The sequence below is a fragment of the Paenibacillus caui genome, from assembly GCF_019904135.1.
GTDB classification, from domain to species: domain Bacteria; phylum Bacillota; class Bacilli; order Paenibacillales; family Paenibacillaceae; genus Fontibacillus; species Fontibacillus caui.
In genome coordinates this window covers 87,085-112,967 of sequence record NZ_JAIOGQ010000006.1, presented here as the reverse complement: position 1 = coordinate 112,967, position 25,883 = coordinate 87,085, and the positions used below count along the sequence as shown (strand labels likewise).

General features: G+C 51.0%; 27 protein-coding genes. 6 read left to right on the top strand and 21 right to left on the bottom strand.

Going from position 1 to position 25,883, the window contains the following annotated elements:
- Positions 1 to 13 precede the first annotated feature (13 nt).
- The 6 genes from K7397_RS05520 to K7397_RS05495 form a co-directional block, all read right to left on the bottom strand.
- Positions 14 to 457 (bottom strand): GNAT family N-acetyltransferase, encoded by a 444-nt coding sequence (locus K7397_RS05520; RefSeq protein WP_223066943.1) that lies wholly within the window; start codon positions 455 to 457, stop codon positions 14 to 16.
- Entirely contained in the window at positions 454 to 1,662 is a 1,209-nt protein-coding gene (locus K7397_RS05515) for an MFS transporter (RefSeq protein WP_420488754.1), read from the bottom strand. The genes K7397_RS05520 and K7397_RS05515 overlap by 4 nt, the downstream gene beginning before the upstream one ends.
- Before the next feature lie 205 nt (positions 1,663 to 1,867).
- Positions 1,868 to 2,869, bottom strand: a complete 1,002-nt coding sequence (locus K7397_RS05510; RefSeq protein ID WP_223066942.1) for a hypothetical protein — start codon at positions 2,867 to 2,869, stop codon at positions 1,868 to 1,870.
- Positions 2,857 to 4,605: a TPM domain-containing protein gene (locus K7397_RS05505; protein ID WP_223066941.1), complete on the bottom strand. Its 1,749-nt coding sequence runs from the start codon at positions 4,603 to 4,605 to the stop codon at positions 2,857 to 2,859. The genes K7397_RS05510 and K7397_RS05505 overlap by 13 nt, the downstream gene beginning before the upstream one ends.
- 115 nt (positions 4,606 to 4,720) lie before the next feature.
- Entirely contained in the window at positions 4,721 to 5,398 is a 678-nt protein-coding gene (locus K7397_RS05500) for a PspA/IM30 family protein (RefSeq protein WP_223066940.1), read from the bottom strand.
- Between the two features lie 204 nt (positions 5,399 to 5,602).
- Positions 5,603 to 6,376, bottom strand: coding sequence for a protein-glutamine gamma-glutamyltransferase (locus tag K7397_RS05495; protein WP_223066939.1), 774 nt, complete (start codon positions 6,374 to 6,376; stop codon positions 5,603 to 5,605).
- Between the two features lie 268 nt (positions 6,377 to 6,644).
- Between K7397_RS05495 and K7397_RS22140 the strand changes: the two genes are divergently transcribed.
- Positions 6,645 to 6,809, top strand: coding sequence for a DUF4181 domain-containing protein (locus K7397_RS22140; protein ID WP_223066938.1), 165 nt, complete (start codon positions 6,645 to 6,647; stop codon positions 6,807 to 6,809).
- 80 nt (positions 6,810 to 6,889) lie between these two features.
- Here the strand turns inward: K7397_RS22140 and K7397_RS05485 are convergent, their stop codons facing one another.
- From K7397_RS05485 to K7397_RS05450, 8 genes are all read right to left on the bottom strand, one after another.
- The gene (locus K7397_RS05485; RefSeq protein WP_223066937.1) at positions 6,890 to 7,783 is read right to left on the bottom strand and encodes a pseudouridine-5'-phosphate glycosidase; all 894 of its coding nucleotides are present in this window, start codon (positions 7,781 to 7,783) and stop codon (positions 6,890 to 6,892) included.
- 21 nt (positions 7,784 to 7,804) lie between these two features.
- Complete coding sequence (locus K7397_RS05480; RefSeq protein WP_223066936.1) at positions 7,805 to 9,001, bottom strand: amidohydrolase family protein; 1,197 nt, start codon at positions 8,999 to 9,001, stop codon at positions 7,805 to 7,807.
- On the bottom strand, positions 9,002 to 9,958 hold the full coding sequence (locus K7397_RS05475) for a carbohydrate kinase family protein (protein ID WP_223066935.1): 957 nt from the start codon (positions 9,956 to 9,958) through the stop codon (positions 9,002 to 9,004).
- 7 nt (positions 9,959 to 9,965) lie between these two features.
- Positions 9,966 to 11,105, bottom strand: a complete 1,140-nt coding sequence (locus tag K7397_RS05470; RefSeq protein WP_223066934.1) for an ABC transporter ATP-binding protein — start codon at positions 11,103 to 11,105, stop codon at positions 9,966 to 9,968.
- A gap of 62 nt (positions 11,106 to 11,167) precedes the next feature.
- Positions 11,168 to 11,980 carry a nucleoside phosphorylase gene (locus K7397_RS05465; RefSeq protein WP_223066933.1) on the bottom strand — a complete coding sequence of 271 codons (813 nt, stop codon included), beginning with the start codon at positions 11,978 to 11,980 and terminating at the stop codon, positions 11,168 to 11,170.
- 28 nt (positions 11,981 to 12,008) lie between these two features.
- Positions 12,009 to 12,815 carry an ABC transporter permease gene (locus K7397_RS05460; protein ID WP_223066932.1) on the bottom strand — a complete coding sequence of 269 codons (807 nt, stop codon included), beginning with the start codon at positions 12,813 to 12,815 and terminating at the stop codon, positions 12,009 to 12,011.
- Positions 12,815 to 13,708: an ABC transporter permease gene (locus tag K7397_RS05455; RefSeq protein ID WP_223066931.1), complete on the bottom strand. Its 894-nt coding sequence runs from the start codon at positions 13,706 to 13,708 to the stop codon at positions 12,815 to 12,817. The genes K7397_RS05460 and K7397_RS05455 overlap by 1 nt, the downstream gene beginning before the upstream one ends.
- A 29-nt stretch (positions 13,709 to 13,737) precedes the next feature.
- A complete protein-coding gene (locus K7397_RS05450; RefSeq protein ID WP_223066930.1) occupies positions 13,738 to 14,859 on the bottom strand; it encodes an extracellular solute-binding protein in 1,122 nt (373 codons plus the stop codon).
- Positions 14,860 to 15,127: 268 nt separating this feature from the next.
- On the opposite strand from K7397_RS05450, the gene K7397_RS05445 reads away from it, so the two are divergent.
- Both K7397_RS05445 and K7397_RS05440 read left to right on the top strand, forming a co-directional pair.
- Positions 15,128 to 15,916: a creatininase family protein gene (locus K7397_RS05445; RefSeq protein ID WP_223066929.1), complete on the top strand. Its 789-nt coding sequence runs from the start codon at positions 15,128 to 15,130 to the stop codon at positions 15,914 to 15,916.
- Between the two features lie 60 nt (positions 15,917 to 15,976).
- Complete coding sequence (locus K7397_RS05440; protein WP_223066928.1) at positions 15,977 to 17,599, top strand: PucR family transcriptional regulator; 1,623 nt, start codon at positions 15,977 to 15,979, stop codon at positions 17,597 to 17,599.
- A 170-nt stretch (positions 17,600 to 17,769) separates the two neighbouring features.
- Here K7397_RS05440 and K7397_RS05435 read toward each other — a convergent pair whose 3' ends face one another.
- Positions 17,770 to 18,738, bottom strand: a complete 969-nt coding sequence (locus K7397_RS05435; protein WP_223066927.1) for an aldo/keto reductase — start codon at positions 18,736 to 18,738, stop codon at positions 17,770 to 17,772.
- A gap of 209 nt (positions 18,739 to 18,947) precedes the next feature.
- On the opposite strand from K7397_RS05435, the gene K7397_RS05430 reads away from it, so the two are divergent.
- From K7397_RS05430 to K7397_RS05420, 3 genes are read left to right on the top strand one after another with little or no spacing between them, the layout of a single operon-like run.
- Positions 18,948 to 19,136, top strand: coding sequence for an AAA family ATPase (locus K7397_RS05430; RefSeq protein ID WP_337926679.1), 189 nt, complete (start codon positions 18,948 to 18,950; stop codon positions 19,134 to 19,136).
- 54 nt (positions 19,137 to 19,190) lie between these two features.
- Positions 19,191 to 19,559 (top strand): MmcQ/YjbR family DNA-binding protein, encoded by a 369-nt coding sequence (locus tag K7397_RS05425; protein ID WP_223066926.1) that lies wholly within the window; start codon positions 19,191 to 19,193, stop codon positions 19,557 to 19,559.
- Between the two features lie 19 nt (positions 19,560 to 19,578).
- Positions 19,579 to 20,415 (top strand): SPL family radical SAM protein, encoded by an 837-nt coding sequence (locus K7397_RS05420; protein ID WP_223066980.1) that lies wholly within the window; start codon positions 19,579 to 19,581, stop codon positions 20,413 to 20,415.
- 49 nt (positions 20,416 to 20,464) lie between these two features.
- Here K7397_RS05420 and K7397_RS05415 read toward each other — a convergent pair whose 3' ends face one another.
- The 6 genes from K7397_RS05415 to K7397_RS05390 all read right to left on the bottom strand — a co-directional run bounded on the left by K7397_RS05415 (position 20,465) and on the right by K7397_RS05390 (position 25,419).
- Positions 20,465 to 20,908 (bottom strand): GNAT family acetyltransferase, encoded by a 444-nt coding sequence (locus K7397_RS05415; protein ID WP_237690693.1) that lies wholly within the window; start codon positions 20,906 to 20,908, stop codon positions 20,465 to 20,467.
- A gap of 350 nt (positions 20,909 to 21,258) precedes the next feature.
- Positions 21,259 to 21,459, bottom strand: coding sequence for a hypothetical protein (locus K7397_RS05410; protein WP_223066925.1), 201 nt, complete (start codon positions 21,457 to 21,459; stop codon positions 21,259 to 21,261).
- A 17-nt stretch (positions 21,460 to 21,476) separates the two neighbouring features.
- Positions 21,477 to 22,493 carry a hypothetical protein gene (locus K7397_RS05405; protein WP_223066924.1) on the bottom strand — a complete coding sequence of 339 codons (1,017 nt, stop codon included), beginning with the start codon at positions 22,491 to 22,493 and terminating at the stop codon, positions 21,477 to 21,479.
- Between the two features lie 46 nt (positions 22,494 to 22,539).
- The gene (locus tag K7397_RS05400; RefSeq protein ID WP_237690692.1) at positions 22,540 to 22,971 is read right to left on the bottom strand and encodes an RNA polymerase sigma factor; all 432 of its coding nucleotides are present in this window, start codon (positions 22,969 to 22,971) and stop codon (positions 22,540 to 22,542) included.
- Positions 22,972 to 23,164: 193 nt separating this feature from the next.
- Positions 23,165 to 24,346 carry an SEC-C metal-binding domain-containing protein gene (locus K7397_RS05395; RefSeq protein WP_223066923.1) on the bottom strand — a complete coding sequence of 394 codons (1,182 nt, stop codon included), beginning with the start codon at positions 24,344 to 24,346 and terminating at the stop codon, positions 23,165 to 23,167.
- Positions 24,347 to 24,489: 143 nt separating this feature from the next.
- Positions 24,490 to 25,419 (bottom strand): hypothetical protein, encoded by a 930-nt coding sequence (locus tag K7397_RS05390; RefSeq protein WP_223066922.1) that lies wholly within the window; start codon positions 25,417 to 25,419, stop codon positions 24,490 to 24,492.
- Between the last annotated feature and the right edge of the window lie 464 nt (positions 25,420 to 25,883).

Below are 25,883 nucleotides of genomic sequence, written 5' to 3'. Positions count from 1 at the left end.
ACATCGACATCCGTCAGCCCAGCTGTTTGATCATGCTCCTGTGCGGAATGCCCACCTCGGTAAAAGGCTCGCCCACCTGCACATATTCCAATTTTTCATAAAAAGGAACCGCAACCTTCCGGGCATGCAAAACGATTGTCTGATATCCGGCTTCCGCGGCCAGCCGTTCGGCAAAGTCCACCATCTGCCTGCCCACGCCCGTTCCTCTTACTGAGTCATCAACGGCAACCTGCTTCATTTGCAGGGTGATTTCGTCTACCTTCCGCAGAAAAAGCACTCCAACTACCCCGGAATCCGCTGCCGCCAAAATATGAATATCATTCTTCTCGCCCTTCAGGTCGTCATTATAAATACTCATCCCGAGCGGTTGTCTGAGCACTTTGTCTCTTAATTTCAACCCTTCGGAATATTGAGGCGTACCCCATTCCACTTTTTCCAGTACAATCTGACTACTCAAGCTCCTATCGCCTCCTGATTTCCGCTTTTCTTCCGTTCGATTTGCATGTAGCTAAGGATCGATCCGGCACAAGCCAGTACGGCCAGCCCGGACGCAAGCAATGGAACGGAAGGCAAACCGGCGTAAACAATGATTCGCCCGCCAAGAAATGCGCCGGCCGCGTTGCCCAGATTCAGGGCGGAGTGGGCGGAGGTAGAGGCAAGCAAAGGCGCTTCATGGGCCAGATTCAGAATACGCACCTGTACGCCCGGCATGATGCCGAAAGCGGCAACGCCCCATACAAAAACCGTAATGACCGCCAGCACGGGGTTAGGCAGCATCAAGCTCAGCACAGCGAGAATAATCGCGAGCGCGATAAAATTGCCGATGAGCGACGGCATCAGCTTCCAGTCCGCGAGTCTTCCTCCGATGATGTTGCCCAGCGTCACTCCAACCCCGAACAGAACGAGAATCCAGGTCACCTCATGCTCCGCAAAGCCGCTGATGGACTCCAGTTCAGGTGTGATGTACGTGAACATGGAGAACAGGCTTGCACAGCCGAATGCCCCCGTCAGCAGCATTAGCAGCACCTGGGGGTTCACCAGGCTGCGGAATTCTTTGGCCAGACTTGGAACCTTAGACTGTGAAATGGCAGGGATGAACCGGATAATGCCGAGCAGCGAAAAAAAGCCAAGCACGGTAATGGCGCCGAAGGAGGATCTCCAGCCAAGCTGCTGGCCGATAAAGGTTCCGAAGGGGACGCCGACGATGTTCGCTATGGTCAGTCCGGCAAGCACCATGGACACCGCTCCGGCCCGTTTGTCCGGACGGACAAGCCGCGAAGCCAGCAGGGAGCCTACGCCAAGAAACGTGCCGTGGGCAAGCGCCGTCATAATCCGCGCAGCGATCAGAAGCTCATATGTAGGAGCAACCATCGACAGCCCGTTGCCGAGAATAAAAATACCCATCAGCAGCACAAGCAATTTCTTCTGCGGCATTTGGTGGGTCAGCACCGTAAGCAAGGGAGCGCCCACGGCAACTCCGAGCGCATAGCTTGTAATAAGCTGGCCGGCCTGAGGAATGGACACATGCAGATCATGTGCCACGTTAGGCAGCAGGCCCATAATGATAAACTCGGTCATGCCTATGGCGAATGCGCCGAGCGTCAGACACAGCAGCGACAAGGGAAAACGGCCGTTCCCTGAAGCGGGCGGCTGCTCCGCAATGGTTGATGAATTCAAGCGTTTCTCTCCCTCTCTCTATATTGATGCGTGCCTTTAAGAGGGCGACAGCCAGCATAGATGCGTATCCGAGTCTGCCGCTTCTTCGGCACCCTTTTATATTGAGCATATCATCCGCGTCAAGAGCCGCAAGAAAAGACCGCTTTGCTTATAGTGCGTGTTCAAAAAGTAAGCTTTTCAGCACATGACATTACCACTTGGAGCTTCCTCCACTGCTTCCGCCGCCAAAGTTGGAATCTCCGCCGCTGCTTCCACTGCCATAATTGGAATCCCCTCCGCTGCTTCCGCTGCCGTAGTCTGTACTTCCCCCTTGGCTGTTTTGGCCAAAGCTTGAGTCTCCGCCGCTGGAAGAGGAACGGTTATCAGCGCTGCTGCGTGACTCCTGACCGCTGAAAGGTCCTCCAAAGGATAGGTCAGGCTGTCTAAACTCTCTTTGGGAAACCACTAATTTTCTCCTGAGCTCTTCCTCATTCTCTTCAAATTTGTCTTCCATTTCACCCACAAGGAAATGGCCCTTGTTTACATACCGGCTGACCTCTTCAAAATTCAGCGCAAGCAAAGCCTCACTCGCAGACTCCCGGATCTGTTTAAAGTCGGAGGTGTATTCTGCGGACTTCAGCCACCCTAATTGGCCCTTCATTTTTGAATAGCTGCGCTCAAGCTCTTCCAGCATCTCTTCAGCATTCGCCTTTTCCTCCTGCACCTTTTCGAAGACGATGTCCAGTCTGTTTACCGCTCGCTCCGCTTGATCTATACACTTGTCCAGCTCATTCAATTTACGCGGTACCGCGTTCACAGCCGCCTCAGCCGACGTCAGCGCTTTATCCGCTTCCCGTCCTCTTTGCTGAATGCGGGGAGCAGGCATCAACTTCTCGTCCTGAATTTTTTGCACAGTCACATTATATCGCTTTTGCAGAGCGCGAAGCTGTTGGAACCATTTATCAAATTTTTGATCCAACTTCGGTTTCAGCCCTTTAATCCTCTCCGCGGTATCCTCAAACTGATCAAGCTGGCTAAAGACCTGCTCCAACTCCTCTTTGCAAGCGGCGTATTTCTGTTCAGTCGGCTGATAGCCGGCCTCGACACTGGAGATCTGTCTGGATATATCCTTAACCTTGCCACTAAATTGGTCCAGCAATTGCTGATGCTCGCTCCAGAGCGAATGATCGTATGCGGCCTTTACTTCATCCAAGCACTTTTCCAGCTCGGCATACAAATTTTCTGCCTTGAAATGCGATCCTTGGCTGACGCAAGCATGCTGCCTACCCAATCACGTGCCGCAATGGTATCCTTGACGATGGCAAGCGCAGTTGCCCGGTCCTGCTCCAGTTCAGAGGCAAGTGCGTCTCCCTTCTTGATATCTGCCTTTTCAATGAATCTTGCAAATTGCTGAATGCGGCTCTCCGCAGCATCGAGCAGTTCATAAGGATTCGCTTCGGACAAAATCAGCCCTTCTTGCTCTGCAAGCTGCTGTATCTCCTGGCGAAGGAGCTTCGGGAGCTCGTCCCATTTCTCTTTCAGCGCAAAAAGGGAGGCTACATCCTGCTTCCATTTTCCAATCTGCTGCTGCATGGTGTCGGAGAATTTTTGAGCTTCCAGCGGATCAAATGCCAACGCACCCTGACTTTGTCCCAGCCGTTCCTTCAGCGCCTGCCCTTTCCGAACAAGCTCCTCAAATTCATTCCCCGTTTCCCGGATTAACCGGGCCAGCATTTCGTTCGTCTCATCCCAATCCTTATGCAGGGATTTAAGTCCGACAGTAACATCGGCTTCCAGATCCCGGTACCTCTCCAAAGCGTTCCTGACATCCTGAACTTCCTTGGCAATAACCAGTACTCTGCGTTTGGCTTCCAGATAGCTTTTGGCTTTTTTGCCAAAAATAAAGTTCCTGGCTTTATCATTCAGGATAACAGGCGAATCCGCAGTAGCCATTTGAAGCAGTCTGTTATACTTGCTTTCCACCTCGGTCAGGAAGGCTTCGGATGTTCCATCCGACATTTTAAGCAGAGGACCGATCTCCTGCTCGATTTGATAGAGACCGGATAAATTTTCCTGATGCTGTTTGGAGATGACAAGAAACTCTTTCGTCAGGTTTCTTTTATTTTTACGTAAATAGAAGATTAAGGCTAATGGCGATAATAGAATGCCTAATGCCAAGTTGAGCAGGAAAACAACAACAATGGTGCCAATAATATTGCCAACTCGCTTAGCCGTTGCCGCTGAATTCGAAGACGCTGCTGAAGACGGAGCAGTTGTAGCTGGCGCTACGCTGGATCGCTCAGCGCTTGCAGGTGCGGCGCTGGATGGAGCAGATGTAGACGGGGCAGTGGCTGCCGGTGCGGCCGTCGCCGGCGTGGCCGGTACCGCCGTCGCTGGCGTGGTCGTTGCAGCCGCCTGAGACAAGGCTGTCCCATTCTTATTCCCGGCTGTATATGTCTGTTCCAGTTCACTCATTCTGCTCATCAAAGAAAGGGTTCCGGAACCAAACTCCCCATCCGCCGCACTGGGGATAAAGACATCGTCGAGCAGTCCGGATACAGGATTAGCATTATCTTTATAATCCGGCGACTCCAGGATGGAGCTCTGCAGGTCGCTGCCTGTTGACAGCTCCAAGCGGGCCTCCCTTTCATCCATCGACACGAGGAGCAAGCCGTCATCTTTACCCAAAGACCAGGACTTAAACACGGATGAGGCGACCGATCCGCTTGTCTTGCCATTCAGGCTGTTGATGGTATAAACATACAAATGAAAAGGCGCAGTGCCATTTCTCTTTACAATCTCCGCCTCATCATCCTTGCTCAAAATATCCGCTGTATCCTGGACATAGCCATTTTTGGCAGGAATGGTTGCTGCAAAAGCGGAAGAAGCATGGACGAGCAAAATCGCGAACAGCACAAGTACCCCTATCGAAATTTTCCTTATTCTCATGAACATTCCTCTTTCTATTAATGCTATAAATTGCATCACTGTATCAACATATAGATTTAAAAAAGCCTGGAAGCACAGCATACTTCCAAGCTTCATTTACTCTTTGGTGTAGAACCTACTTCTGGTTCAGCTCTGCTTTAAGCTTAGCGAGCTCATCCTCGATTTCGTGATCCTTGCCTTGCTTCGCCAGTTTCTCGAATTTATCGTCGAGCGACTGCCCTTCATTAGCCAGCTCCTGCGCAGCTGAAGCCTGGTCCTGAAATCGCAAAATTTTATCTTCCAATTTGGCAAATGTATCACTAAGGTTGTCATCGCCCACGCCGCTCATCGTCTCGTTGATGGTTTTCGAGGCTTTGGCCGCTTCCGCCTGGGCAACGAGCGTGCTGCGCTTCAATTTCATGTCCTGAACCTTTTCCTTCATATCTTCCAGCTGCTCCTTCAGCTTGCCGGAGCTCGCCTTGGCTGTCTGGTAATTCGCATCAAGCTCTTCCCGTTTCTCTATATAACGCTTCTTATCGATCAGCGCCTCACGGGCCAGCTCCTCTTCTCCCTGAGCCAATGCCTGGCGGGCCTGGGCATCCCGCTTCTCGATCATGGCATCCGCCTCAGTCAGTTCCCGCTCGAACCGCTTCTCAACCGCCATCTGGGACGTAACGGCAGTCGTTACCTTGGCAATATTCTCATCCAACTCCCGGAGCACCTCGTCAATCATCAATATCGGATCTTCAAGGTTGTCTAGTGCCGAATTCAAGTTTGCACTCGCGATTCTCTTTAATCTTTCAAAAAACCCCATCTACTTTCCACCTTCCCCTAGAGATCATTAGGACGGACGACACCGTTTCTCTTTTTAGGAAAAATTTCCTACTCAATGCAGCCAGTTTCTCACAATTTGGCCGTTCCGTCAATAAGTGAACAGCATCGCCAATTTAGATCTACAGGCAATGTTTACCATTATATACGGGACTTTAGGCGGATAGTTTCATTTTATGGAATGATATTAACGAAGCATATATTTGCGGGTGCCGATTCGGGCAGCGCCTTCTTTCAATTTACGGATATGCTCAAAGTCAAGAATAAGCACTTCATCTATTAAATAAGCGGACGTCAGGCTGCCCGGCTTTCGTTTCGAATTCAATATAGCGATCATAGCGGCAGAAGAACGGATCCCCGGTCCATGCCCATAAAAGAGATCGGGTCCCAGCAGAACGGCATTTTCCCCCCGCCAGCCCGGTGTGGCCGGATCGAAATCAGGGTTGTTGAAATAAAGCACATCTCCCGGATAAGCCTCCGGAAGAGTCGTCCTGTTAAACCTCAAATCATTATCGTAATACCAGGTATAGAGCAGCAGGTCCTGAAAATAAGTGTTGAACGTGTTCCTGTCAATCAAATCCAGAATCGCCTTGTACATAACGATTACAATCGCTGTCGCGCATTCGAAGGCATAAAGACGTCCGTTCTGAAAAATATCATTAATGCCGTCAGCAGGCGAAACGCCGCTTTTTAACCGGAATCCGCCCTGGTTCGTGCGCATCCAGAATTGCTCGTTGCATTTGCTGCGTTTAAAATCCGAAAAGCTTGCGCCGCTCTCCTGCAAAGCTCTGGCCGATTGTACGATTCGGGTTCTTGCGTTCATTTCGAATTTCAAGCTTTCAAGTGAACTGTACCGGTACTCCGCCGGGCTCATTTGCTTCATATTTACAATATTCCGTTCCCATGGGGTCAGGTTCAAACCGGCGATTTGCTGCGCATCGCCAGACAAAAGAATAATCATATCAGGCCCTCCCATATTGTACATATAGGTTATTGTACGTGGAGAGGGCTTGGCTGGTGTTTTACCGGACAGTCCTTTTTGGCCTTCTTCCGGTCAAACGAAAGAAGCCCGGGGAGATCCTGCTGCATGACCCAATCAAGCAGCGTATGATCTGTCCCGGACTTAAGCGTTAGAAGAGCAAGGCAACCGGATCACTGTCCGCCTTGCCCGGCGGAAACGTTACCTGGGGGACGCCGGCTATACAGCAATACAGATAGAGTAGCTTGATATGAGTCAATTACAACCTTTATTCGGCATCCTCATAGCCTTGTCATTCAGCTTTCGTGCTTATATGGAATGGAGATACATTAGAGAAACAAAAAGCCACTTCATTTCATTGGTTTTGGTTGCTGTTTCACTCATTTTTACAATAGCTTTTTTTATTTTCCGTTGACCTTTACAGGAGCAGGCCAATTTGTTTCTAGGAGTGATCAGGCGGCGCGTCCGGCGTTCTTCCAGCTCTAGCCCCCCTGCCTACAGCTTAGAAAGCGCAACTGCCGTCTCAGCGGCGGCGCGGGCTGCTTCAACAAGGAGAGCCCTGTTCGCTTCGGCCGAACGGCCCTTGGTATGCTCTTCAATGGCCCTGATAATATATGGGGTTACTCCTTTGCCGCCTGCCTTACCTTTTGCCTCCTGCAGGGCGGCGGAAACGACGGACTCAATTTCCTCAGCATCAAATGCGCTTTCTTCCGGAATCGGCACGCCCAGCACGATGCCTGTCTCCAAGCCGAGCTTCCAGTGGGCCGAAGCCATGACGGCAGCTTCCGTCGCCGAATCGACCCGCAGCTTTGCGAATGCCGAGCGGGGGGTGAAATAACCCGGAAACCTGTCGCTGCGGTAAGTCCAAACAGGCACGCCCAACGTCTCCAGCGCCTCCAGACTTTTGCCGATATCGAGAAATGTCTTGATCCCGCCGCAAAACATCAGAACGGGATAATGCCCCATTGCGCTGAGATCTCCGGAAATGTCCCACGTTTCCCCGACATCGCGATGCACTCCGCCAAGACCTCCGGCCAGAGCTACCCTGATACCCGCCCGGTGGGCCATCCAGGCTGTTGTCGCTGCGGTCGTTCCGCCGCTGCAAAGCTTGGCGGCTGCAGATCCCAGATCTGCGAGCGTCAGCTTGATGGTACCTTTAGCCCGGGCCAGCCATTCCTGCTCCTCGGGCTCCAAACCGATGCGGAGCTTGCCTTCCAGCATGGCGAAGACCGCCGGCTCTGCGCCTTGCCCCCGAATATTCTGTTCAATGTCCCGGACAAGCTCCAGCGATTTCGGGTATGACAGCCCGTGAGTCAGCAGGCTCGACTCAACACCGACTACAGCTTCGCCACGGGCCAGTGCAGCCTTGATTCGTGGCGATATCTCCATCTCTTTTCCCCTCCCGGCTTACTAAAGATCAAGCATAAATTTGTAGTTTTCAATGACGGTCCGGCCCCCGCAGACAAAATGGCTGATGTCCGAAGGGCCGCAGCGGTGAACAACGGAGGAAACCAAGTCGTGGCTGTATGCCAACGAGTCCCGGTTCTTGCCAAGGACCAGGAAGGCAGCTTGCTTTCCGGGCTCGATCGAGCCCATAAGGCGGTCAAGCTTGAGGGCCTGTGCCCCCGAGAGCGTCGCCGATTTGAGCAGGTAGCGCGAATCCATCGCCTGCGGATTCTTGGTCAATCCGCGCGCGGCCCTGCTGGCCGTATCCATTTCCCTGAACAGATCCGGACTGGAGAACATCATGTTATCCGATCCGATCGAAATCGGAATCTCCGCGGCATAAAACTCGTGCAGCGGCGGAATGCCGTCCCCAAGCAGCAAATTGGTGCGCGGACAGGTTGCAATTCTTTGGCCGCGGTTCTTCACCTCGGCAATATCCGACGCCGTCGCATGGGTTAGATGGACCATCAGATCCGGTTCAAAGGCGAAGGCGCGCTTCACTTCGGTTTCACCGAATTTTTGCAGGGAAAGCTCGTGATCCCGCGGAGATTCGCTGATATGAATGGCAAACACCTTGTTCCCGGTTGTCAGCTCCCGGATTTGATGGAATACATCGAGACCGAACGCCCCGATGCTGGATATCCCGAATCCGTCCGCTTCTTCCACGACGGCTTCGAGCTCCTTGCGGGTCAGCTCGTATCCGGCCTTGTAATCGGCCATTGGCCGACCGAGTATAACGGGAGTAATCGGCAGCCCCTGGCTTGCCGTCCGCAGAGCGCGGATGCCGTCAAGGCCCCCTTCCCGGAAATCGCCGAAGGCGGCAATGCCGGATTTCAGCATTTCCTTCAAGCCCTGCCGGATCGTTTCAATCAGCTTCTCTTCCGTTAATTGCTGCAAATACCGGTGCTTCAGCCCGTTCGGCGGAAGCACGGCGTCCTCCACCAGCAGCCCGACGCCAAGCTCTTTGGCCCCGGTATCGGCAATATGCGTATGGGCATCCACAAAAGCCGGAATGACGAGCCCGCCCTGTAAATCGATTCCGTGTTCCTTGGACTCTTCCTCGATCGCGACGATTGTTCCATTTTCCACGATAAGCGTTCCGTCCTCAACAAGGTTAAGATCCGGGCCGGCCAAAATATTTGCATGAATGTAAACTTCCATTTAAGCATCCACCTCGTTTTTTTGGAAAATAAGCTTATGCTGCGCAAGCGTAGCTTTGATCTCCTGCACGGAAGGATAATGCAAGGAGCTTCCCGAACGGCTGACGGCTACGGAAGCGGCCGCGGTCGCGTACTGAAGCGCCCCCTCGATGCTCTGATCCTCCAGATAGCGATACACAAACACGCCGGCAAAAATATCTCCCGCCGCCAGCGAATTGTTCGTGACGACCGGAATCGAAGGACTGAAGAAAAGCCGGCCACCCGCCGAAGCCGTACTTCCGTGCCGCCCCCGGGTGCAGACAACCACTGAGGGCCCCCAGTCCGCAATACGGCTCAGCTTTTCCGGCAAATCTTCGCCTTCCGGACAGAGCATGCTGACGGCAGGCTCCTTGATGAAAATGATGTCGGTCAGCTTGAGCAAGCTTTTGACTTTCTCCGTCCCCCACCTTCTGACGGAAGACGGCTCTATGTCAAGCGAACGGGAAATGCCAATTTCCCCGGATGCCGCGAGCATGCACTCCACATAAGGGGCCAGAAACAAGTGGGTATGAATATGATTCGTACCCGTCAAATCATAGGCCGCCACTTCCTCAGGTTCGGGAAGCCGCGAGCGGTCAATGGGCGGAGACAATACTACCGCTTTCTCTCCTGTACGGTCCACCATAATGATGGCAGTAGGGGTCTGCGTATTTAAAATTTGATGAAAAACCGGCTTGACGCCTTTGGACTCCAAGGCCTGCTTCACCTGCAGGCCGATGGTATCGTCACCAACCCAGCCAAGCACGCTCGCATGCGAGCCCAGCCTAGCGGATATCGTCGCGAAATGAATCGCCGGACCGCCGGGCGACCAGGATACCGTATCCGCAAATGCCTTCTCGTCATAGCCGGGCATTTGCGACAACATGAACATGCCGTCCATCACGACGTTGCCGAAACATAAAATTCGTTGTTGTTTCATAGCTCCCTCAATTCCCGGCACCGGAAAGCAGCGCCGTTTCCTTGATCGTAACGCCCTGAACCGCCAGCGTAGTCGCTCCGTCGAAGAGCAAGGCGTTTTCCGGTCGCAGCTCCAGCTCGACCCGCTCGCCCTTTTCCGGTATCCATTTGTTGTGAACTAGCGCTGTGACCCGCGTTCCCGTGGATTCCGTTCGTGCATGAATCAAAGCCGAGGCTCCAAGGTGCTCGGTCACCTCGACGACCGCCGGAACCCCCGTTCCTTCGCCTGCCTCGCGTACCCCGATATTTTCGGGACGAATGCCGAGCACAAGGCTGCGTCCTTTCCAGCCTTCCGCCAAAGCGAGTGCCGCGAACTCGGCTGCAAAGAACACGCCCAGCGCTTCGACACCCGGCGTCCCCCCGCGAATGACGCCGCTGCAGGGCTCCAGATGGATGGGCGGATCGCCGATGAAACCCGCCACGAACAGATTGGCCGGCGCATTGTACAGCTCAAGCGGCCTGCCGATTTGCTGAATGAGGCCATGCTGAAGCACAGCGATCCGGTCGCCCATCGTCATCGCTTCTTCCTGATCATGCGTAACCATAATCGTGGTGATGCCGAGTTCCTTCTGCAGCTCGCGCATTTCAAGACGGATCTGTCTGCGAAGCTTGGCATCCAGGTTGGAAAGCGGCTCATCCAGCAGCAGCAGCAACGGCCTCAGCGCTATGGCCCGCGCTATAGCTACGCGCTGCTGCTGCCCGCCGGACAGCTGCTTCGGGTAACGCTTCTCAAGTCCGGTAAGACCGACCAGCTTCAGAACCGACCGAATCCGCTCGGCCATCTCGGCTTTCTCCGTTTTTTTGCATTTCAGTCCGAAAGCGATGTTCTCTTCCACCGATAAATGCGGAAACAGCGCATAATCCTGAAATACAAAACCGATATTGCGGCGGTTTGGAGGCAAGGCCTGAATCTGCTCGCCCGCCAGTGAAATGGTTCCGGCGTCGGGTGTCTCAAACCCGCCGATCATCCGCAGTATGGTGCTTTTGCCGGATCCGCTCGGTCCCAGCAGGCAAATAAATTCGCCCTGCTCCGCCTGAAGAAATACATCCTGAAGCACCTCTACGCCGCGAAATGTTTTGGACAGACGTTCCAGTGTCAGTTGACTCATGATCGGTTCCCTTCCCTCTGCAGATTGCTGTAATCCAATATTTCCCGCGAAAGCTGCATTTCTCAAGCCTTCAGCTTCAGCCGTTCATCCAGCAGCGCGATGCCGTCAAGCGCCGTCATAATGGCGTGTTCGAATCCGGCTCCGGCCACAAATTTCTCGCCCGTGACAAAGTTGTCGCCGATGGCGTTGACCACGCCTCCTCGGAGGCCGAACAGCGTCGTCAGCGTCAGCAGTATCGACGCCTCCCTTTCCACGTTGAGCACGCCCGCCCGGTGCCACATTTCAAATTCCTGCTCATGCTGCTGGAGCAAATAGCCGTTTCGCGCCGGGCGTCCGACGCCTGCATATTCAGAGTCGCAGGACCGGGTAATGCCGAGATGGTGCCGGTATCCGCGGTCTTCCGCCGCTTTTTTCATGGCTGCAACCAGCTCATAATCGGCGATGGCCGGGAACTGCCCCGGCACATAGCTTCGGCTTGTTCCGTCATCCCGCACAGCTCCGGTCGCGATGACCAGATCGCCGACCGATAGATGCTCCTGCATCGCTCCGGACCCGCCAACTCGAATAAAGGTATGCGCATTCGAATGGGTCATGAAATCCATCAGAATGATTTCAAGCTCAGGCGCGCCGCTGCCGCAGGAAACCACCGTAATGCGGGCGCCTTTATACGTTCCGGTATACGTCTTGGCCATGCCTGTGTCCGATACCAGCGTATGGGTATCGAAATGCTCGGCTACCTCCTCCGCCACGTCTTTGTCACACCCGTGAAGCGGGTCCTTCACAACGAAAATAACGTACGGCCCAACCTGCTCGGGCGTAATTCGGGTAAACGCCGGCAGGCCATCTATCATAAAAGGCCCGATTTTATTGATCATGCTCCGTCACCTCTCGTAAAGTAATGGATTAGAAATAGCGGGACCAACCGGCCAATTTTTCGCCGATCAGCGACAAAATAAAGATCACCAGCGTAATGATCGCCGACCAGGCCAGCACGATCTGGTTGAGGCCCTCGCTGCGCTGCTCCGAGTAGACGCGAACCGGGAAGGTTGGCGAACCGGAACTGGAAATAAACAGCGTGAGCGTGACATCGGTAAAAGACATCAGATAGCCGAACACCGCGCCGACGAGGATGCCGGGAACAATCAGCGGCAGGGTGATTTTACGGAATGTTGTCCATTTTCCGGCCCCAAGGCTGTACGCCGCCTCCTCCAGCTTCGGATTGCCCTCGCGCAGACTCTGGATGATGATCCGGAAAATAAACGGCGTAATCATGACCGTGTGAGCCATTAAAAGAGAAAGAAACGATCCGGACAGACCGATCATGCCGTAAAATTGCAGCAGGCCGAGCGACCAGATGACCAGCGGAAAAAACAGCGGCGCAACCAGTACGGACTCTACCCACTGCTTGCTCCTGGTCCGCAGGGACAAGGCTGCCGGCATGGAAATAGCCAGCGAAAGCAGAGTGGCGAATAAAGACAGCTTCAGACTGGCCATGATGGAGCTGCGGTACTCGCTATTTTCGGCCATCTCTTTGAACCAGCGGAAGCTGAATCCTTCAAGCGGAAAAGAGAAAAAATCGGCTTTATTGAAAGCAACGAGCATCATGAGCAGCATAGGCGCCAGGACGAACGCAAATGCCAAATAGACGGCGATGCGGTAAAGTACCGCGAGGATTCTATGGGGAATCTGGCTACCGGCTGTTGACTTCATCAAGCTTCCCTCCCTTTACGGCCTGCCAAACGGGTTAGAACCAGCACGGTAGCAAGCACCAGCAGCAGGACGAGTGAAATGGCCGAAGCAAAGGACCAGTCAAAGACCTGAATGGCCTGCTGGTAAATGATTTGGGCCAAGAGCTGGATTTTACCCTGTCCAACGATGCCGGGAGTGGCGAAAGAGCCGATCGTGCCTCCGAATACAAGCACGCTGCCTGCTGCCATTCCCCCCTTCGTAAGCGGGAGAGTCACTCTAACGAAGGCCGTGAACTTGTTTGCGCCAAGGCTGGCCGCCGCGTCAAGCAAATTCGCCGGAATGGAGCGAAGCGAATTGACGATGGACAGCACCATAAACGGCAGAAACCCGTGTACAAGCGCAATCGTAACGGCGCCGTACGTTCCCAGGAAGTTGAAGGGTTTCGTGAGAATCCCGGTGTCTCTTAACAATACGTTAATGGGTCCGTAACGGGCCAGCAGCAAATACCACCCCAGCGATTGAAGCAGCGCGCCGCTGAACAGGGGAGTCAGCACCACGGTAATCCAGGTCGTTTTGGCCAGCGATTTGGCCTTGTAAATGTGATAGGCGAGCAAATACCCGATCATAAGCGAAAAGAAGACCACAACGACGCCCATCAGCAGCGTGACTCCGATCACCTTGATAAAATAAGGGTCGGAGAAAAAGCGGGAGAAGCTGGTTAGCGCCCATCCCCGCTCCCACATTTTCTTCTCCGGCTGGTTCGCTTGGAAGCTGCCTATAAGCAGAACCAGCGCGGGAATCATAAAGACGACTGAGTAAATGAATAGTGCGGGAGACAGGAGGGCCGCACCGGACCACGCCTGTCTGCGTCTGAGCTTTTGAAGCGTTCGTGACTCCTCCGCCGTCTCCTTCATCCGTCTCCCCTCCTTTACGGGTACTACCATCATTTTGCGAGGATTTCAGTGTTCCATTTCTGAGTCCACTCGGAACGTTTGGAGATGATATAATTCCAATCCAAAATTTCCAGCTTGCTGACCGCATCTTCGCCATAGACGATTTGCTTGGCCAAATCATCGGACACTTTCACTTCCTTGTTCGTCGGACCGAAGAACAGGTCTTCTGCAAAATGCTGCTGGGTTTCCAGTCCGATCGCGAGATTGACAAACTCCTTCGCCAGCGCTTCATGCTTCGTGCCCTTCGCAATGACAATGGTATCCTTGGCCATGACCGGTCCGGGACTGTTTGGCGAGACAAACTCGACCGGATAGCCTTTCTTGATATATTCGTTCGCATAGCTGTTAAAGATCGGTGCAGCAAGCACGCTTCCGTTCTTCATTTCCAGAAACAGCTCATCCAGATTGGAATAGGTCATAGGCACCGGCGTCAGCTCCTTGAGCTTGTCAAAGTTGGCCTGATCGTCCTTCTCGGTTTTTTCGAAAGCTTTGCCGGCCATGGCAATGAGCGCGTCTCCCTCAAAGCCGGGATAGGTCGGAAAAGCGATTTTCCCTTTCAGGTCCGCCCGCCACAAGTCGGACCATTCCTTGATCGGCTCCTTGACCAGGTCTTTGTTGTACACAATGCCAAGTCCCATAAAAGTCATGCCGTACCCGTTCTCTTGGGCTGCGGGATACAGCTGCGGGAAATTGGGAAGGGTCTTGTCTACGGGCTCTCCGACACCGTCTTCGATGGCCTTTTTGGCTTCATAAAGATTAAGGAAAGCTACGTCCATGGACGGATTGCCCTTTTCGGCATACAACTTGGAAAGCCTGTCCCCGGTTCCGCCAAGCACAAGCTCGACTTTCGCGCCCTTGGCTTCAAGCGGTCCGGCCACATATTTCTTGATCGTATCGCCGTAGGATCCTCCCCAAACGCCAACAACCAGTTTCTCCCCTTTATAAGGCTGGTCATTATCGCTGGCAGCCGCTGATGACGTTTCCGAAGGCGCTGCCGAAGACGATGGCGCGCTTCCATCCGAACTTTTACTTCCACAAGCAGACACAAGCAGCATCAGCATGGCCAGAACAAATGACATGACAACTTGACGATGGTTTCTGATCCTTTTCACTAGTAGCCCTCCTTGATATTTGAATGTTAGGTTTTGAGGAGAAGTATAAAGAACTCCGGATTTCCCCGTCAATTAACCTGACACCAATTTGGATACGGATCTGAAAAAACCAAAAACGATTGGTTTTTTGTCTAAAATGTGACTGAAAAATATGAAAACAAGTGAAATCACCCTGCTTTAGTGTTATATTTTTTAACACATATAGTGGGAGAATCTAGTGAAATAATAGAGATTTGAATCTTGGCGGCATGCTGAAAGGAGCGCATTTATGAATACCCGATATGAAGGAAGCGTGTGGAACGATCGCTTTCTCCCGGCACTTACCACAGAGCAAATCGCCGATATTTCAAAAGAGAAAGCGCTGCTGATCCTGCCGGTCGCTTCCGTTGAACAGCACGGCCTGCATCTGCCGGTGTTTACGGATTCGCTGCTGAACGAAGCCTTGATCACCGGTGCGCTGGATTTGCTGCCCAAGGATGCTTCCATCTGGCTGCTTCCCCCGATTTCCTATGGGAAAAGCAACGAGCACGCGGGATTCCCCGGCACATTCTCGCTCTCAACCGCTGCGATGCAGGCTGTTCTGTCCGACTTGATGCGCTGCATGCATGCAGACGGCTGGAAGAAGCTTATGATTGTCAACAGCCATGGCGGCAATCCCGAAATCATCACGCTGGCCGCCCGGGATGCCCGTGTAGAGCTGGGGCTGCAGGTGTTCTTCATCAATACGGGAGGACTCTATCAAGATGCGGAGATCACAGAAAGGGAAATGGAGTACGGCATTCACGGCGGTGCTTTGGAGACCTCGCTTGTCCTCGCCATAAAGCCGGATTGGGTGAAGCAGGATCGTTACCGCTCCGAATATCCGAAGGCTGCCGAATGCTCCTGCTTCGGGCTTGGCGGAAACATCGGTCTCGCCTGGGCGACCCGGGATCTGTCCGAAACGGGAGTCATTGGAGACCCGGCGCCGTCCACCGCTGAAATCGGGCAGCGGATATATGAAAGAGTCACGCGCCAAATGGCCGACGCCATGCTTGAAGCCGTTTCAACCGATTATTGACGCGAAGCGGTTTGCGATGGAGAAAGGATAGCTACATCACGTGAGGGGGGAACCTGAGAAATGCGTCTCACCATAGAAGAAGCTCTCCGCATATATCCTCTGTCCCGTTCCAGAATTGCAGCCGGCGCAAGCGGCTCGGGGAGAGTCATCAAGTCCGTCAATATCATGGACGCGCCGGATATATCCGATTGGGTAAAGGAAGGGGAAATGCTGTTTACAACCGCTTTTGCCATCAAGGATACGCCTGAGGACTTCGTTCATCTCATCCAAATCCTGAGTAACCGGAAGGCTGCAGGCCTTGGCATTAAGCTGGGACGGTATTGGAAGGAGATCCCCGACATCGCTATTGAAGAAGCGAATCGACTCCATTTTCCGCTCATTGAACTGCCCTACGAATTTACCTTCGCGGATCAGATGAACGCGCTTGTCCAGGCTGAAATTGAGAGAAGCACCAAGAAGCTTCATGATGCGCTTGACAAGCAGAAAAGGCTAATGCGGTTCGCCATTGAGCCCGGTGAAACCTCAAGCTTTTTTGAGCGGATTGGCGAAATTCTGGCCCACCCCATGGTCGTCATCGGATCGCAAGGCCAAATTCTGCACAGCACCTGCGACTGGCCGGAAAGCGAAGTGCTCCGGGACTGGCCATGGGCCACCAAATTTGATAAAACCCGCACGCTCAGCGGATGGCGCTGCAGTGTGCCGCTTCTGCAGGAAGGAGAGTGCTGCGGCTTCCTTGTTATCATGCCTGTCCATACGTCCGCCATTCAGGAAGAAGAGGGGCTGTTCCATCAGGCCGCCGAAATTATTTCGTTCCACATGGACCGCTTTCAGGACGAGCGGCAGTCCGTTGCCGGATACCAGTGGACCTTAATTTTGGAGCGCTATTTGCAGCGGAAGATCTCCCCCGAACAATTCATGGAGCAAACCCGAACTGTGCTGAAAGACGACTACCAGGGCGCTGTTCACCTGTGCGTGACAACCTCTCTCATGCCGGGACTGCAGAAGCCGCCAACCCTGCAAGGCCTACGGAAAATCCGCCGGGAGCTGCTCTATCATCCCTATCTGTCTAATATCGATTCCCATCATCTTGTGCTCGAGAACGAAATGGTTTCTCTCTTTGCGCTCCGAGCAGACAAGCTTGCCGTTTCCACCCTCATTCAGCATATCGTCGAGGCTTTCGGCGAAGTGCTGCATAATTTGCCGGATTCGGGCTTTCACAGTTATGTCAGCAATCCGAAGCTGAAGCTGATCCATGTTCTTGAGGCATACGAGGAATGTAGACACGCCGCAAGGATCAGCGAAAATCTGCCCGTCGAACCGGCTCCCACGGTCATACTCTTCTCGGACCTGGAGCTCAGCTTTTTGTTTCGGCATATTCCTAGAAAGGCACTGGCCGACTACAGCAACAATTTGTTTCTCCCCTTGCTTGAGAAAGACCCCGAATATGCGGGCGAGATGTTTACTACGCTGGAAGCTTACATCCTGAACGAAGGAAATATTAACGATACGGCCAGACAGTTGTTCCTTCACAGAAATACGGTGCTGTATCGTTTGGAGAAGGTTGGAGAATTGCTGGACATCGATTTCAAAAAGATCAGCGATTTGCTTCAATTGAAGCTTGCCCTGTTGTTCCGTCAAATTCTGGAGACGGACAGCAAAACCCAGCGCTTGCGCCATGGCTAGAGCACGAAGCGGATCCTCGTCGGGATCCTTGGCGATTACACGCGAGGCCTGTAGGGCACAATCCACACCCTTATCCGACTTCAGCTTCCATTCATGCACATAAGCACAAAACAGCAAGCCCCGAAAGTGGAAGCTTGCTGTTTTGAATACTTTGCTCTATTCACTTGGAATCAGCTATAAAAATTGCGGATCCAGCGGTGCGGCTTAAGCTTGACAAGCTGGTCATTAGGAAGACCCCGCCCATCGCCAACCTTCACGTTCCGTTCCACATTCCGGACCGATCGCATGCCCGGAATGACCGTTGACACTGCAGGATGGCTAAGGACGTAGCGCAGCGCCGTTTCGGCCATCTCGTCCGCCGAGATTCCCAGATCCTTCGTGATTTGAAGGACCCGGTCGTAAACCTGCTGCTTACGGTCACCCCTGAAATAAGAATTACGAAAATCGCCTTCGCTAAAAACCGTATCTGGCGTTATCGTTCCGGTTAATCCGCCTTCATCGAGCGCAACCCGGACAATAACGCCAATGTTATGCTTCTCGCATGCAGAGAGCAGTTCGTCTTCCGGACTCTGCTCAAAAATATTGTAAATGACCTGCACCGTATCTACGACGCCGGTTTCAATCAGCTTGATCGCATTGCTCGGCTGGTAGTCATTGATGGAAACGCCGAAGAAGCGGATTTTTCCCTGCTCTTTCAGCTTCTGCACCCCATCAAGCCAGTCCCCTTGCCCGATCCACTCGTCGGACCAAACATGAAATTGCTGGACATCAATCGTTTCAAGCCCCAGGTTGCGAAGGCTTTGCTCTGTGCTGGAAATGACATACTCGGCCGTAAATGCCTCGTCTGCAAGTACACCGGCGCGAGCGGGCCACTGTCTGTTCTTCGGCGGAATTTTGGAAGCCACAACAATGTCCTTCGTCCGCTCGCGGACAACTTGCCCGACAAGCTTCTCGCTATGCCCGTCCCCATAAACAAGCGCTGTGTCGATAAAATTGAGCCCCAAATCAATGGAGCGGTTAAGCGCCTTCAGCGATTCGTCATCGTCGGCGCCAATCCATGCCGTTTTGCCAATTCCCCATGCTCCATAGCCGATTTCCGATACTTTGAGTCCTGTTCTGCCCAATGTTCTGTAATTCATGGGTTTCTTCGAGCCTCCTCGGATATTCAATTTGTCCAGCTATTCCCATTATACTTCCTTAGGGTAAACGGATACAATCATCGCTTCGCCAGCTCTATTACTAATTAGACTAATTAATAGAAATGGAAGTATTTTTCTTTCGACTATACTAATGAACAGATAAACTAAGAAGCAGAACAACACGGATCACTCACATGTGAAAAGGTAATATTCCCTGCACCGGCAAGGGATATAAATATGCTCATGATACAGAAGAAAAATTAACGACAATGCAGACGATGCCAGATTCGTTAATAGGGCATGAGTATTACCATCCAACAACTGAAGGTTCAGAAGCTAAGTTCAAACAAAGACTTGAAGAAATCTCGGAATGGTATAAAAGAAACAGCAAATCATAGTTTGAACGAATCATGTTCTGATATAAAAATAATGAGGTATGGAGTGAATTTACGATGACTAAAGATGAAATGATAGATTACTGTCTATCCTATCCAAGCTCTTATGAAGACCATCCTTTTGGAGAAGGATGGACTGCAATTCGGCACAACGGGAATAAGAAAATATTTGCACTGATCTTCAATTATGACGAACACTTATGTGTTAACCTTAAATGCGAACCGGAGAGGGCTCATTTTCTACGTGGCCTTTTTGAAGAAGTAAAGCCCGGGTACCATATGAACAAGGAGCATTGGAATACTCTTATCTTAGATGGGGAACTCCCAGAGCCTGAAATTCATGATATGGTGAGGTATAGCTTTGAACTAACAAAACCAAAAGGTATAAAAGGAAGCACGTCATTGACGGGTAGAACGGATCAATAAGTATAGGAGGAGAGCTCTGATCGAAATAAATGCCATTGTTTCAAAGAAAATCCTTACTGAAGTTAAGGGTTATTTGGATATTGGATTTACGCATTCTTTAAATCCTTATAGCGGCTGCGCTTTTGCCTGCAAATACTGTTACGTGAGAGAAATGCCGATTCAGAAGTTCAAAGATATTCCTTGGGGAGATTGGCTTGACATCAAAACGAATGCGGCGGTTATTTACCTAAAGGAAGTCTCTAATCTTCGTCTCAAAAACAAACCGATTAATCTTTTTATGTCCTCGGCAACAGATCCCTATCAACCAATTGAACGTAAGGCGGGGATCACTCGTAAGATTTTGGAAGAAATGTTGGATCATCCACCTGATTTCCTTCAAATTCAAACACGGAGTCCACTTGTTGCAAGAGATCTCGATTTGTTAGTTGATCTAAATAAAAAATGTGAAGTTCTTGTATCCATGACCATAGAAACGGATCGTGAGGATATTAGACGAATTTTTTCTCCTGTTGCTCCGGGAATTAAGTTACGGCTAAAAGCACTGAAGAAAATATGCGATGCTGGTATTGCCACTCAGGCTGCAATTTCTCCAGTGTTACCGTTCACTCCTGATTTTCCTAAACTTTTGAATGGAATAGTGGATCGAATTTATATTGATACCCTTAATATAGGTGATGGTGCGATGGGAAAACGATCCGAACGTTTAGGTATGCCCTTTTTATTCAATGAGAATGAGCTTTCTGGTTGGTACCAAAAGAATATTCATCTCAAGGTCGAGAAATATTTCAAGAAATTCTTCCCTGATGAAATAATCTATGTGTCAAAAGATAAAAACTATCCGCTGAGAGGGAAGTGATAAAAAATAGTTTTTCACTTCTCTCGAATCTATATTATATAGAAAATAGCTAAATCCACTTCTCCATAAATATTAATTCATCTCTTGTATATCCTTGTTTTTCATAGAAACTCTGCACTTTATGATTGCTTGGCTCAATCAGCAGATTGATCTTCTCGCACCCCTCTTTCTTCAAGAGTCTTTCCAGTTCTCCGATCATTTCTTGCCCGATATTGTTTCCTTGGTACTCAGGGTCGACCGCCAAATGGTTGATCCAGCCTCTTCTTCCATCGTAGCTTCCCATGACAACGCCAATGATCCGACGATCTTCTTCCGCCACAAAGAACAACTCGGGATCTCTTCTTAACTTGTTATGTAGGCCTTCAATTGTATCCGAGCGGGAAAGAATTAAACCAGCCTTTTTCCATAAATCAATCACGGAATCAAAATCATCCAATGTAAAAGCTCTAAATTTCATATCAGCACCCCGTTTTCGTCTCTCTTCAATTTTCAATCAAATATATCCCCTGGCTCTAAAACCTCCGCATTTTGCGGCCTTTTCGGTTCGAATCTATTCCAGGTCTTGAGAATTTGATCCATGAACTGCAGCAAGCGCTCAAACCACTTCCAGCATGCCAGCGAGCCCTCGTCTTAAAAGCGAAGTATACCTCCTAATACAAGCGAATAAAAAACGGCTTTATTCCAGCCGACCTTATTCTGTTAATTTTTGCCTGTGCACTCTTTCGATATCATAATACCATTAAAACAAAAAAATAACCCGCCCGGGGTTTGTCCCCAAAACGGGTTCCTCTTTCTTGTTTGATCGCATTAACCTTGGGATAACAACGCTCTTCCGATTACCGATCACAGCATTCTTCTCCCCAGCATGATGATCTGTTCAAAGAGGGACGGCTTGGGGGCGATGATTGGCGCTTCCCCATTCAAGCCGGCCGACTCCCTTTTCAAAAGCCTCATATGCTCTGCCATTTTATAGCGCTCCAATTCCTCGCGAACATTGTTGTAGTGCTGTTTGGCAATATCATCGTTATTCATGTATAACATCATGATCAACCTCATTTCTTTTAAAGCGAAAGCATTCCAACATTACCCATACCTAGAAACTCCTCTTCTGTGCCCTTTTCTATAATACCGCCAGAGTTGACGCGAAGATAAGGGTACAAAACGGCTTTAATTCTTTTTTCCGGGATGATGATTTCGCCAAAAAGGTCGATGGCCTGAATTTTTTCCTTGAGTACGTCATCCGTCACATCGCCATCCAGAATCAGCTCGCCGTTCACGATAAAATTGACAGGCTGATCCAATGCCAGAAACTGATCCCTGGACCAGGTCTCTTCATCCTCAATCCAGACGAACGAATGTTCAAAGCTCAGAATTTCCGTATCCAGATCCGGGCAGCGTTCAAAGGCAAGATCTTCGACATCCTCGCTGCAAATAATGAACGACGAGGACTTGATGTCCGCAATCGCATGGCTGAGGGCTTCCCTGGATACGTCTGCTTCGATAACAATCGGCTTTCTTGTAAACAGCTTGTGGCCGTTCAAACGCCGGATGGAACGGGCATTCAGGCGAAGCGGCTTGGTCAGAAATTCGTATCCCGCCGGGATCAATTGAACGGAACAGCTTGAGAAGGATGAATTTTTTTTATAAAAATAAGCGGATTGCTCTTCGTATACCACCGCTTTGCCGTTCACGCACAAGCGGTCTATTTGGGCTGCAAATTGCTCCATATTCAAATCCTTCGAAAGCTGGAGCGTACCGTTCACCACCAGATAAAGCGACTCTTCCGCCGACTCCAGATAGGCGTTTGTCAGCAGCAGCGTCCCTTTTTCAAAACGCGGCGGCGCATACTCATAAATATGAATCTCGGCGGCATCCCCACCCGCCTTTGTTAGCGCGGCGGTAACAGCGCCGGCCAGATGCGAAGGGCTGTATATTTCTCCATTGACGATCAGGTGCAGCCACTCTAATCCCTTTTGAAAAGTGTCAAGGCTTACATTTCTATCTATGATCACCACACCGTTGGCATACAGATATTCCGGCTGCTTTAGCAGTTCAAAATAATTCTCGCCCAGTTGCAAAGTACCGGTGCTGTATTGGTATCCCCGACATTGCCGATTTGCTTGCTCATTTCACATCTTCCTCCCATACTTTTCTTAATTTTTTGATGGCGGTTTGCAGCTTGTACCTGACTGTCGCTGCGGGCATCCCCAGCTGTTGTCCGATTTCCTGACTGGACAGTCCAAGCCAGTAGCGCTTGAACACGATATCGCTCAGCTCTTGAGGCAGGCGGCCAAGGAGCTCGGCGACCTCCATACGATGGCTTGCCGCGGGCATTACCGCGAAATCCAAATCTTCATCCCACGAAGTGATCCGCTTCTCATGCCGGCTAATGTCAATCATGCGATTTTTGATGACTTTGAAGAACCAGGCCCGCTGCTTGTAGTCCGGTAGCCCGGCCAGTTTCGGCTCCTGCAATGCCTTCATAAAGGCATCCTGCACCAGATCCTTCGCTTCATGCTCATGCCGCGCAGGCTGACCTTGCGTAGCGGTACACATCGTCCTTCAGCTTTTCGTAAAGATCGCTCGCTTCCATTAGCCCACCACTCACTCCCGCGTTTTGTTGTTCTCGTTAAGATAACGACTCAGGAACCCGAATTGATGGGATTTTCCAATTTTTTTCATAGAATACAAAAAGAAAACGACCGCCTTCGTTGTTTACACAAAGGGGTCGCTTTGGACTTCAGTTCGTCTATTTACCGCAGCACTTCTTGTATTTCAATCCGCTGCCGCAAGGGCAGGGCTCGTTTCTGCCGATCTTGGTCACGCTGACCTGTTCTTTTTTATTCGGAAAATAATGGGCCTGATGCAGCGGCTTCACTACAGCACGGCCAGATCGCTTGCTAAGCTCAGCCGGGGTATGGCCTCCGTTTGACCATTTTCTCGTGTTGTTGTATACATCCACAATGAGTGAGGTTACCTTCTGCGCCTGATCCATGCTGTCAAAATGAATTTGCCGTCTCTCAAATTCATAAATGATTTCTTGCAGGCTCGCTTCCATGGAGCATGCCAACTGCACATCATCTACTAAATTGTCAACGATCTCAGTGTCGGGGCACATGTTTTGAAGCACATAATTCCGAAGCGCCTTAAGCTGCGGCGTGATTTCGAAATAGCTGTCATCCTTGTACTTAAGAAGTGTATCCTGATCAGGAATGTAATAGGGTTTGCCTGCAACATTTGAAAGAAGAGCCTTCAACTCGTCGTCGGATTCATCAGTCACAAGCGAAATATCCACAATGTATCCTTCATGCCAGGTAAAATATTCATCCCGATTCAGGAAATGATTCAGGCAAGCTGCAAACTCATCCTCGCCAAGCGGTACCTCTTTGTTCTGGGCGTTAAATATGTTCACCAGCCTGTCCGGCTTATAAGCGCCATACAAATTCGTTAAAGCCAATACATAATCATGGATGAGACGATATCTGGCCAGGGTATTCCGGAATTCAGCCTGGTCGATTTTGTTGAAAGCGTGCTTGATTTCCTCAGGCATCACCAGATACAGCTTGCTATCCTGGTAAAAAGTGAAGACCAGGCCATGCTCCAGCAGATAGGCGTAATAGCCGTAAGGATAGCCATTGTCTTGCAGCATAGGCTGGCGCAACAGCGTCTCGAACAGCTTCCATTCCACATCTTTAACAAGGAGAAGAACCGGCCTGATGGACGCAGGATCCTTCATTCGCTCCACAAGCGCCTCCGCAAGCTGCTCCTTCTTCATCTTGGAACGGCCGGCCACATTGTATGCTGACGCAAGATAAGACAGTTTGGCTTTGGTTTGGCAAAGGAGCGCCTCAGCCAGGCTGGAGGTCGGGTCGCCCTTGATGGCATGCTCAATATTGATCTGTTCATATAAAGAAATCGTTTCACTTAACATTGCAAAGCCCTCGTTTTCATAAATTTCCCCGTACGTCTTAATTAAATCATATTTGCACACAACAATGTAAACGTCAATAAAGAATATGTCAAGTTTGTCAATCCTTTTACGAGGAATACTTGTCGTATCAATGGTACATGCAATTATTCATATTGCTCGATCGTCTGCACATACTGCTGCCGCAGCTTAACCAGTCTGGCATTCACCGATTGCCGGACTGTCCCGAGCTCTGACACCATGCTCTCCACTTCCGACTGCTTGCTCTCCACCTGGTCCAGCGTTTCCTTAATTCTTCCTTGCACAAGCCAGTCTGAAATGAGACCATCGAAGAAATAATCCGAAAATTTCAGCAATTCGCTGACGTTAAATTCCGCCCGCCAATTTCCCCCTACATCGTCCAGTTCTTCCTCGAAACGGCGAAGGCCGCTTTCGGCAGCGTAAATATGCTCCATCGCTTCGTCAACGCGGCTGTGCTTGATATGGGTAGAAATCATGCCGCCTCCGAGCATGTCATACGTCCCCCAATTTTTGGCGGAGCCAAGCTTCTCTTTAGCCCGGCTTAAATCATACCGGACCGACTCGCCTGCTCGTATCGCCTCTCCCAGTTCCTTGTCCTGGGCGGTCAATTCGGCCACTTCCTCGGCCATTTCCCGAAGTGCCCCATTCTCCTGGAGAAGCCGGGTTTCTTTGGTCTGAAAGATCCGGTCATATTCGATTTTCCAGTTTTGGACTTCCTGCAGACTGGCTCGGAGCTGGCCGATTTGCTGGCGCGCCTCCCTGAAGGCTCTCTCTGCCGCCTCGTATTTCAGCTTTGCCTCGATCGCTTCCACCTGCTCCTGCTTAAGCTTCTCCTCCTTTTTCCCGACCACCGCGTACAGAAATGCCGAAATAGAAAGGCCTTTCAGTCTGTCCACATCTTGTTCCTCGGCGGCCAGTCTCTTTTCCCAATGTGTTCTAAACGTCTCAAGCCGCTCTAATTCCTGCTCCAAATAGGTGAGACGCTTCTCCCATTTTGCCTGTTTCAAGCTCTGTTCTTTGACCTCAGCAAGTCCCTCGTTCAATGCTTCGAACAATCCTCTCTCCCCTTTTCATCCGAAATGAAGTGAAAGCCAATTTAAACAGCAATACGTTTCACTTTTGAAAATGTTGCAATTTTTTTCCACCCATAGTGCGCGATCAGGCACAAAAACGGACCACAAGCGCCTGCTTTCGGGAGCAAGCCGTGTGTGATCCGATCCGCTTGCCTTATGGCAAAGACGTCAATAAAGCCGGCAAATTCACCAAGGCCTGCTCAGCCTATGGAAAAATTGCCCGCCCCTGTGGTAAGTTATTGGTACAGCTTCACCTTGTCCGGTTCACCTGATCCATATTTCTGATGATTGGAGAAACAGTGATGGAACAGAACAACAACTCGTCTTTTTCTAAAGGCTGCCTTTGGAGTCTCATCATTTCCATTCCCGCATGGATTGCGCTCATCTGGGCATTTGTGCGTTACGTTCTGTAGCAGTTCCCGGTTTCCGTATTGATCCAAGCTTTC

Coding starts and splice junctions, on each gene's coding strand:
- K7397_RS05480 (WP_223066936.1), bottom strand. CDS start 9,001: ATGGAAGTTTACATTCATGCAAATATTTTGGCCGGCCCGGATCTTAAC.
- K7397_RS05505 (WP_223066941.1), bottom strand. CDS start 4,605: ATGAGAATAAGGAAAATTTCGATAGGGGTACTTGTGCTGTTCGCGATT.
- K7397_RS05400 (WP_237690692.1), bottom strand. CDS start 22,971: ATGTGTACCGCTACGCAAGGTCAGCCTGCGCGGCATGAGCATGAAGCG.
- K7397_RS05485 (WP_223066937.1), bottom strand. CDS start 7,783: ATGGAGATATCGCCACGAATCAAGGCTGCACTGGCCCGTGGCGAAGCT.
- K7397_RS05495 (WP_223066939.1), bottom strand. CDS start 6,376: ATGATTATTCTTTTGTCTGGCGATGCGCAGCAAATCGCCGGTTTGAAC.
- K7397_RS05465 (WP_223066933.1), bottom strand. CDS start 11,980: ATGATCAATAAAATCGGGCCTTTTATGATAGATGGCCTGCCGGCGTTT.
- K7397_RS05470 (WP_223066934.1), bottom strand. CDS start 11,105: ATGAGTCAACTGACACTGGAACGTCTGTCCAAAACATTTCGCGGCGTA.
- K7397_RS05440 (WP_223066928.1), top strand. CDS start 15,977: ATGCGTCTCACCATAGAAGAAGCTCTCCGCATATATCCTCTGTCCCGT.
- K7397_RS05445 (WP_223066929.1), top strand. CDS start 15,128: ATGAATACCCGATATGAAGGAAGCGTGTGGAACGATCGCTTTCTCCCG.
- K7397_RS05435 (WP_223066927.1), bottom strand. CDS start 18,738: ATGAATTACAGAACATTGGGCAGAACAGGACTCAAAGTATCGGAAATC.
- K7397_RS05455 (WP_223066931.1), bottom strand. CDS start 13,708: ATGAAGGAGACGGCGGAGGAGTCACGAACGCTTCAAAAGCTCAGACGC.
- K7397_RS05475 (WP_223066935.1), bottom strand. CDS start 9,958: ATGAAACAACAACGAATTTTATGTTTCGGCAACGTCGTGATGGACGGC.
- K7397_RS05425 (WP_223066926.1), top strand. CDS start 19,191: ATGACTAAAGATGAAATGATAGATTACTGTCTATCCTATCCAAGCTCT.
- K7397_RS05460 (WP_223066932.1), bottom strand. CDS start 12,815: ATGAAGTCAACAGCCGGTAGCCAGATTCCCCATAGAATCCTCGCGGTA.
- K7397_RS22140 (WP_223066938.1), top strand. CDS start 6,645: ATGAGTCAATTACAACCTTTATTCGGCATCCTCATAGCCTTGTCATTC.
- K7397_RS05500 (WP_223066940.1), bottom strand. CDS start 5,398: ATGGGGTTTTTTGAAAGATTAAAGAGAATCGCGAGTGCAAACTTGAAT.
- K7397_RS05395 (WP_223066923.1), bottom strand. CDS start 24,346: ATGTTAAGTGAAACGATTTCTTTATATGAACAGATCAATATTGAGCAT.
- K7397_RS05410 (WP_223066925.1), bottom strand. CDS start 21,459: ATGATGTTATACATGAATAACGATGATATTGCCAAACAGCACTACAAC.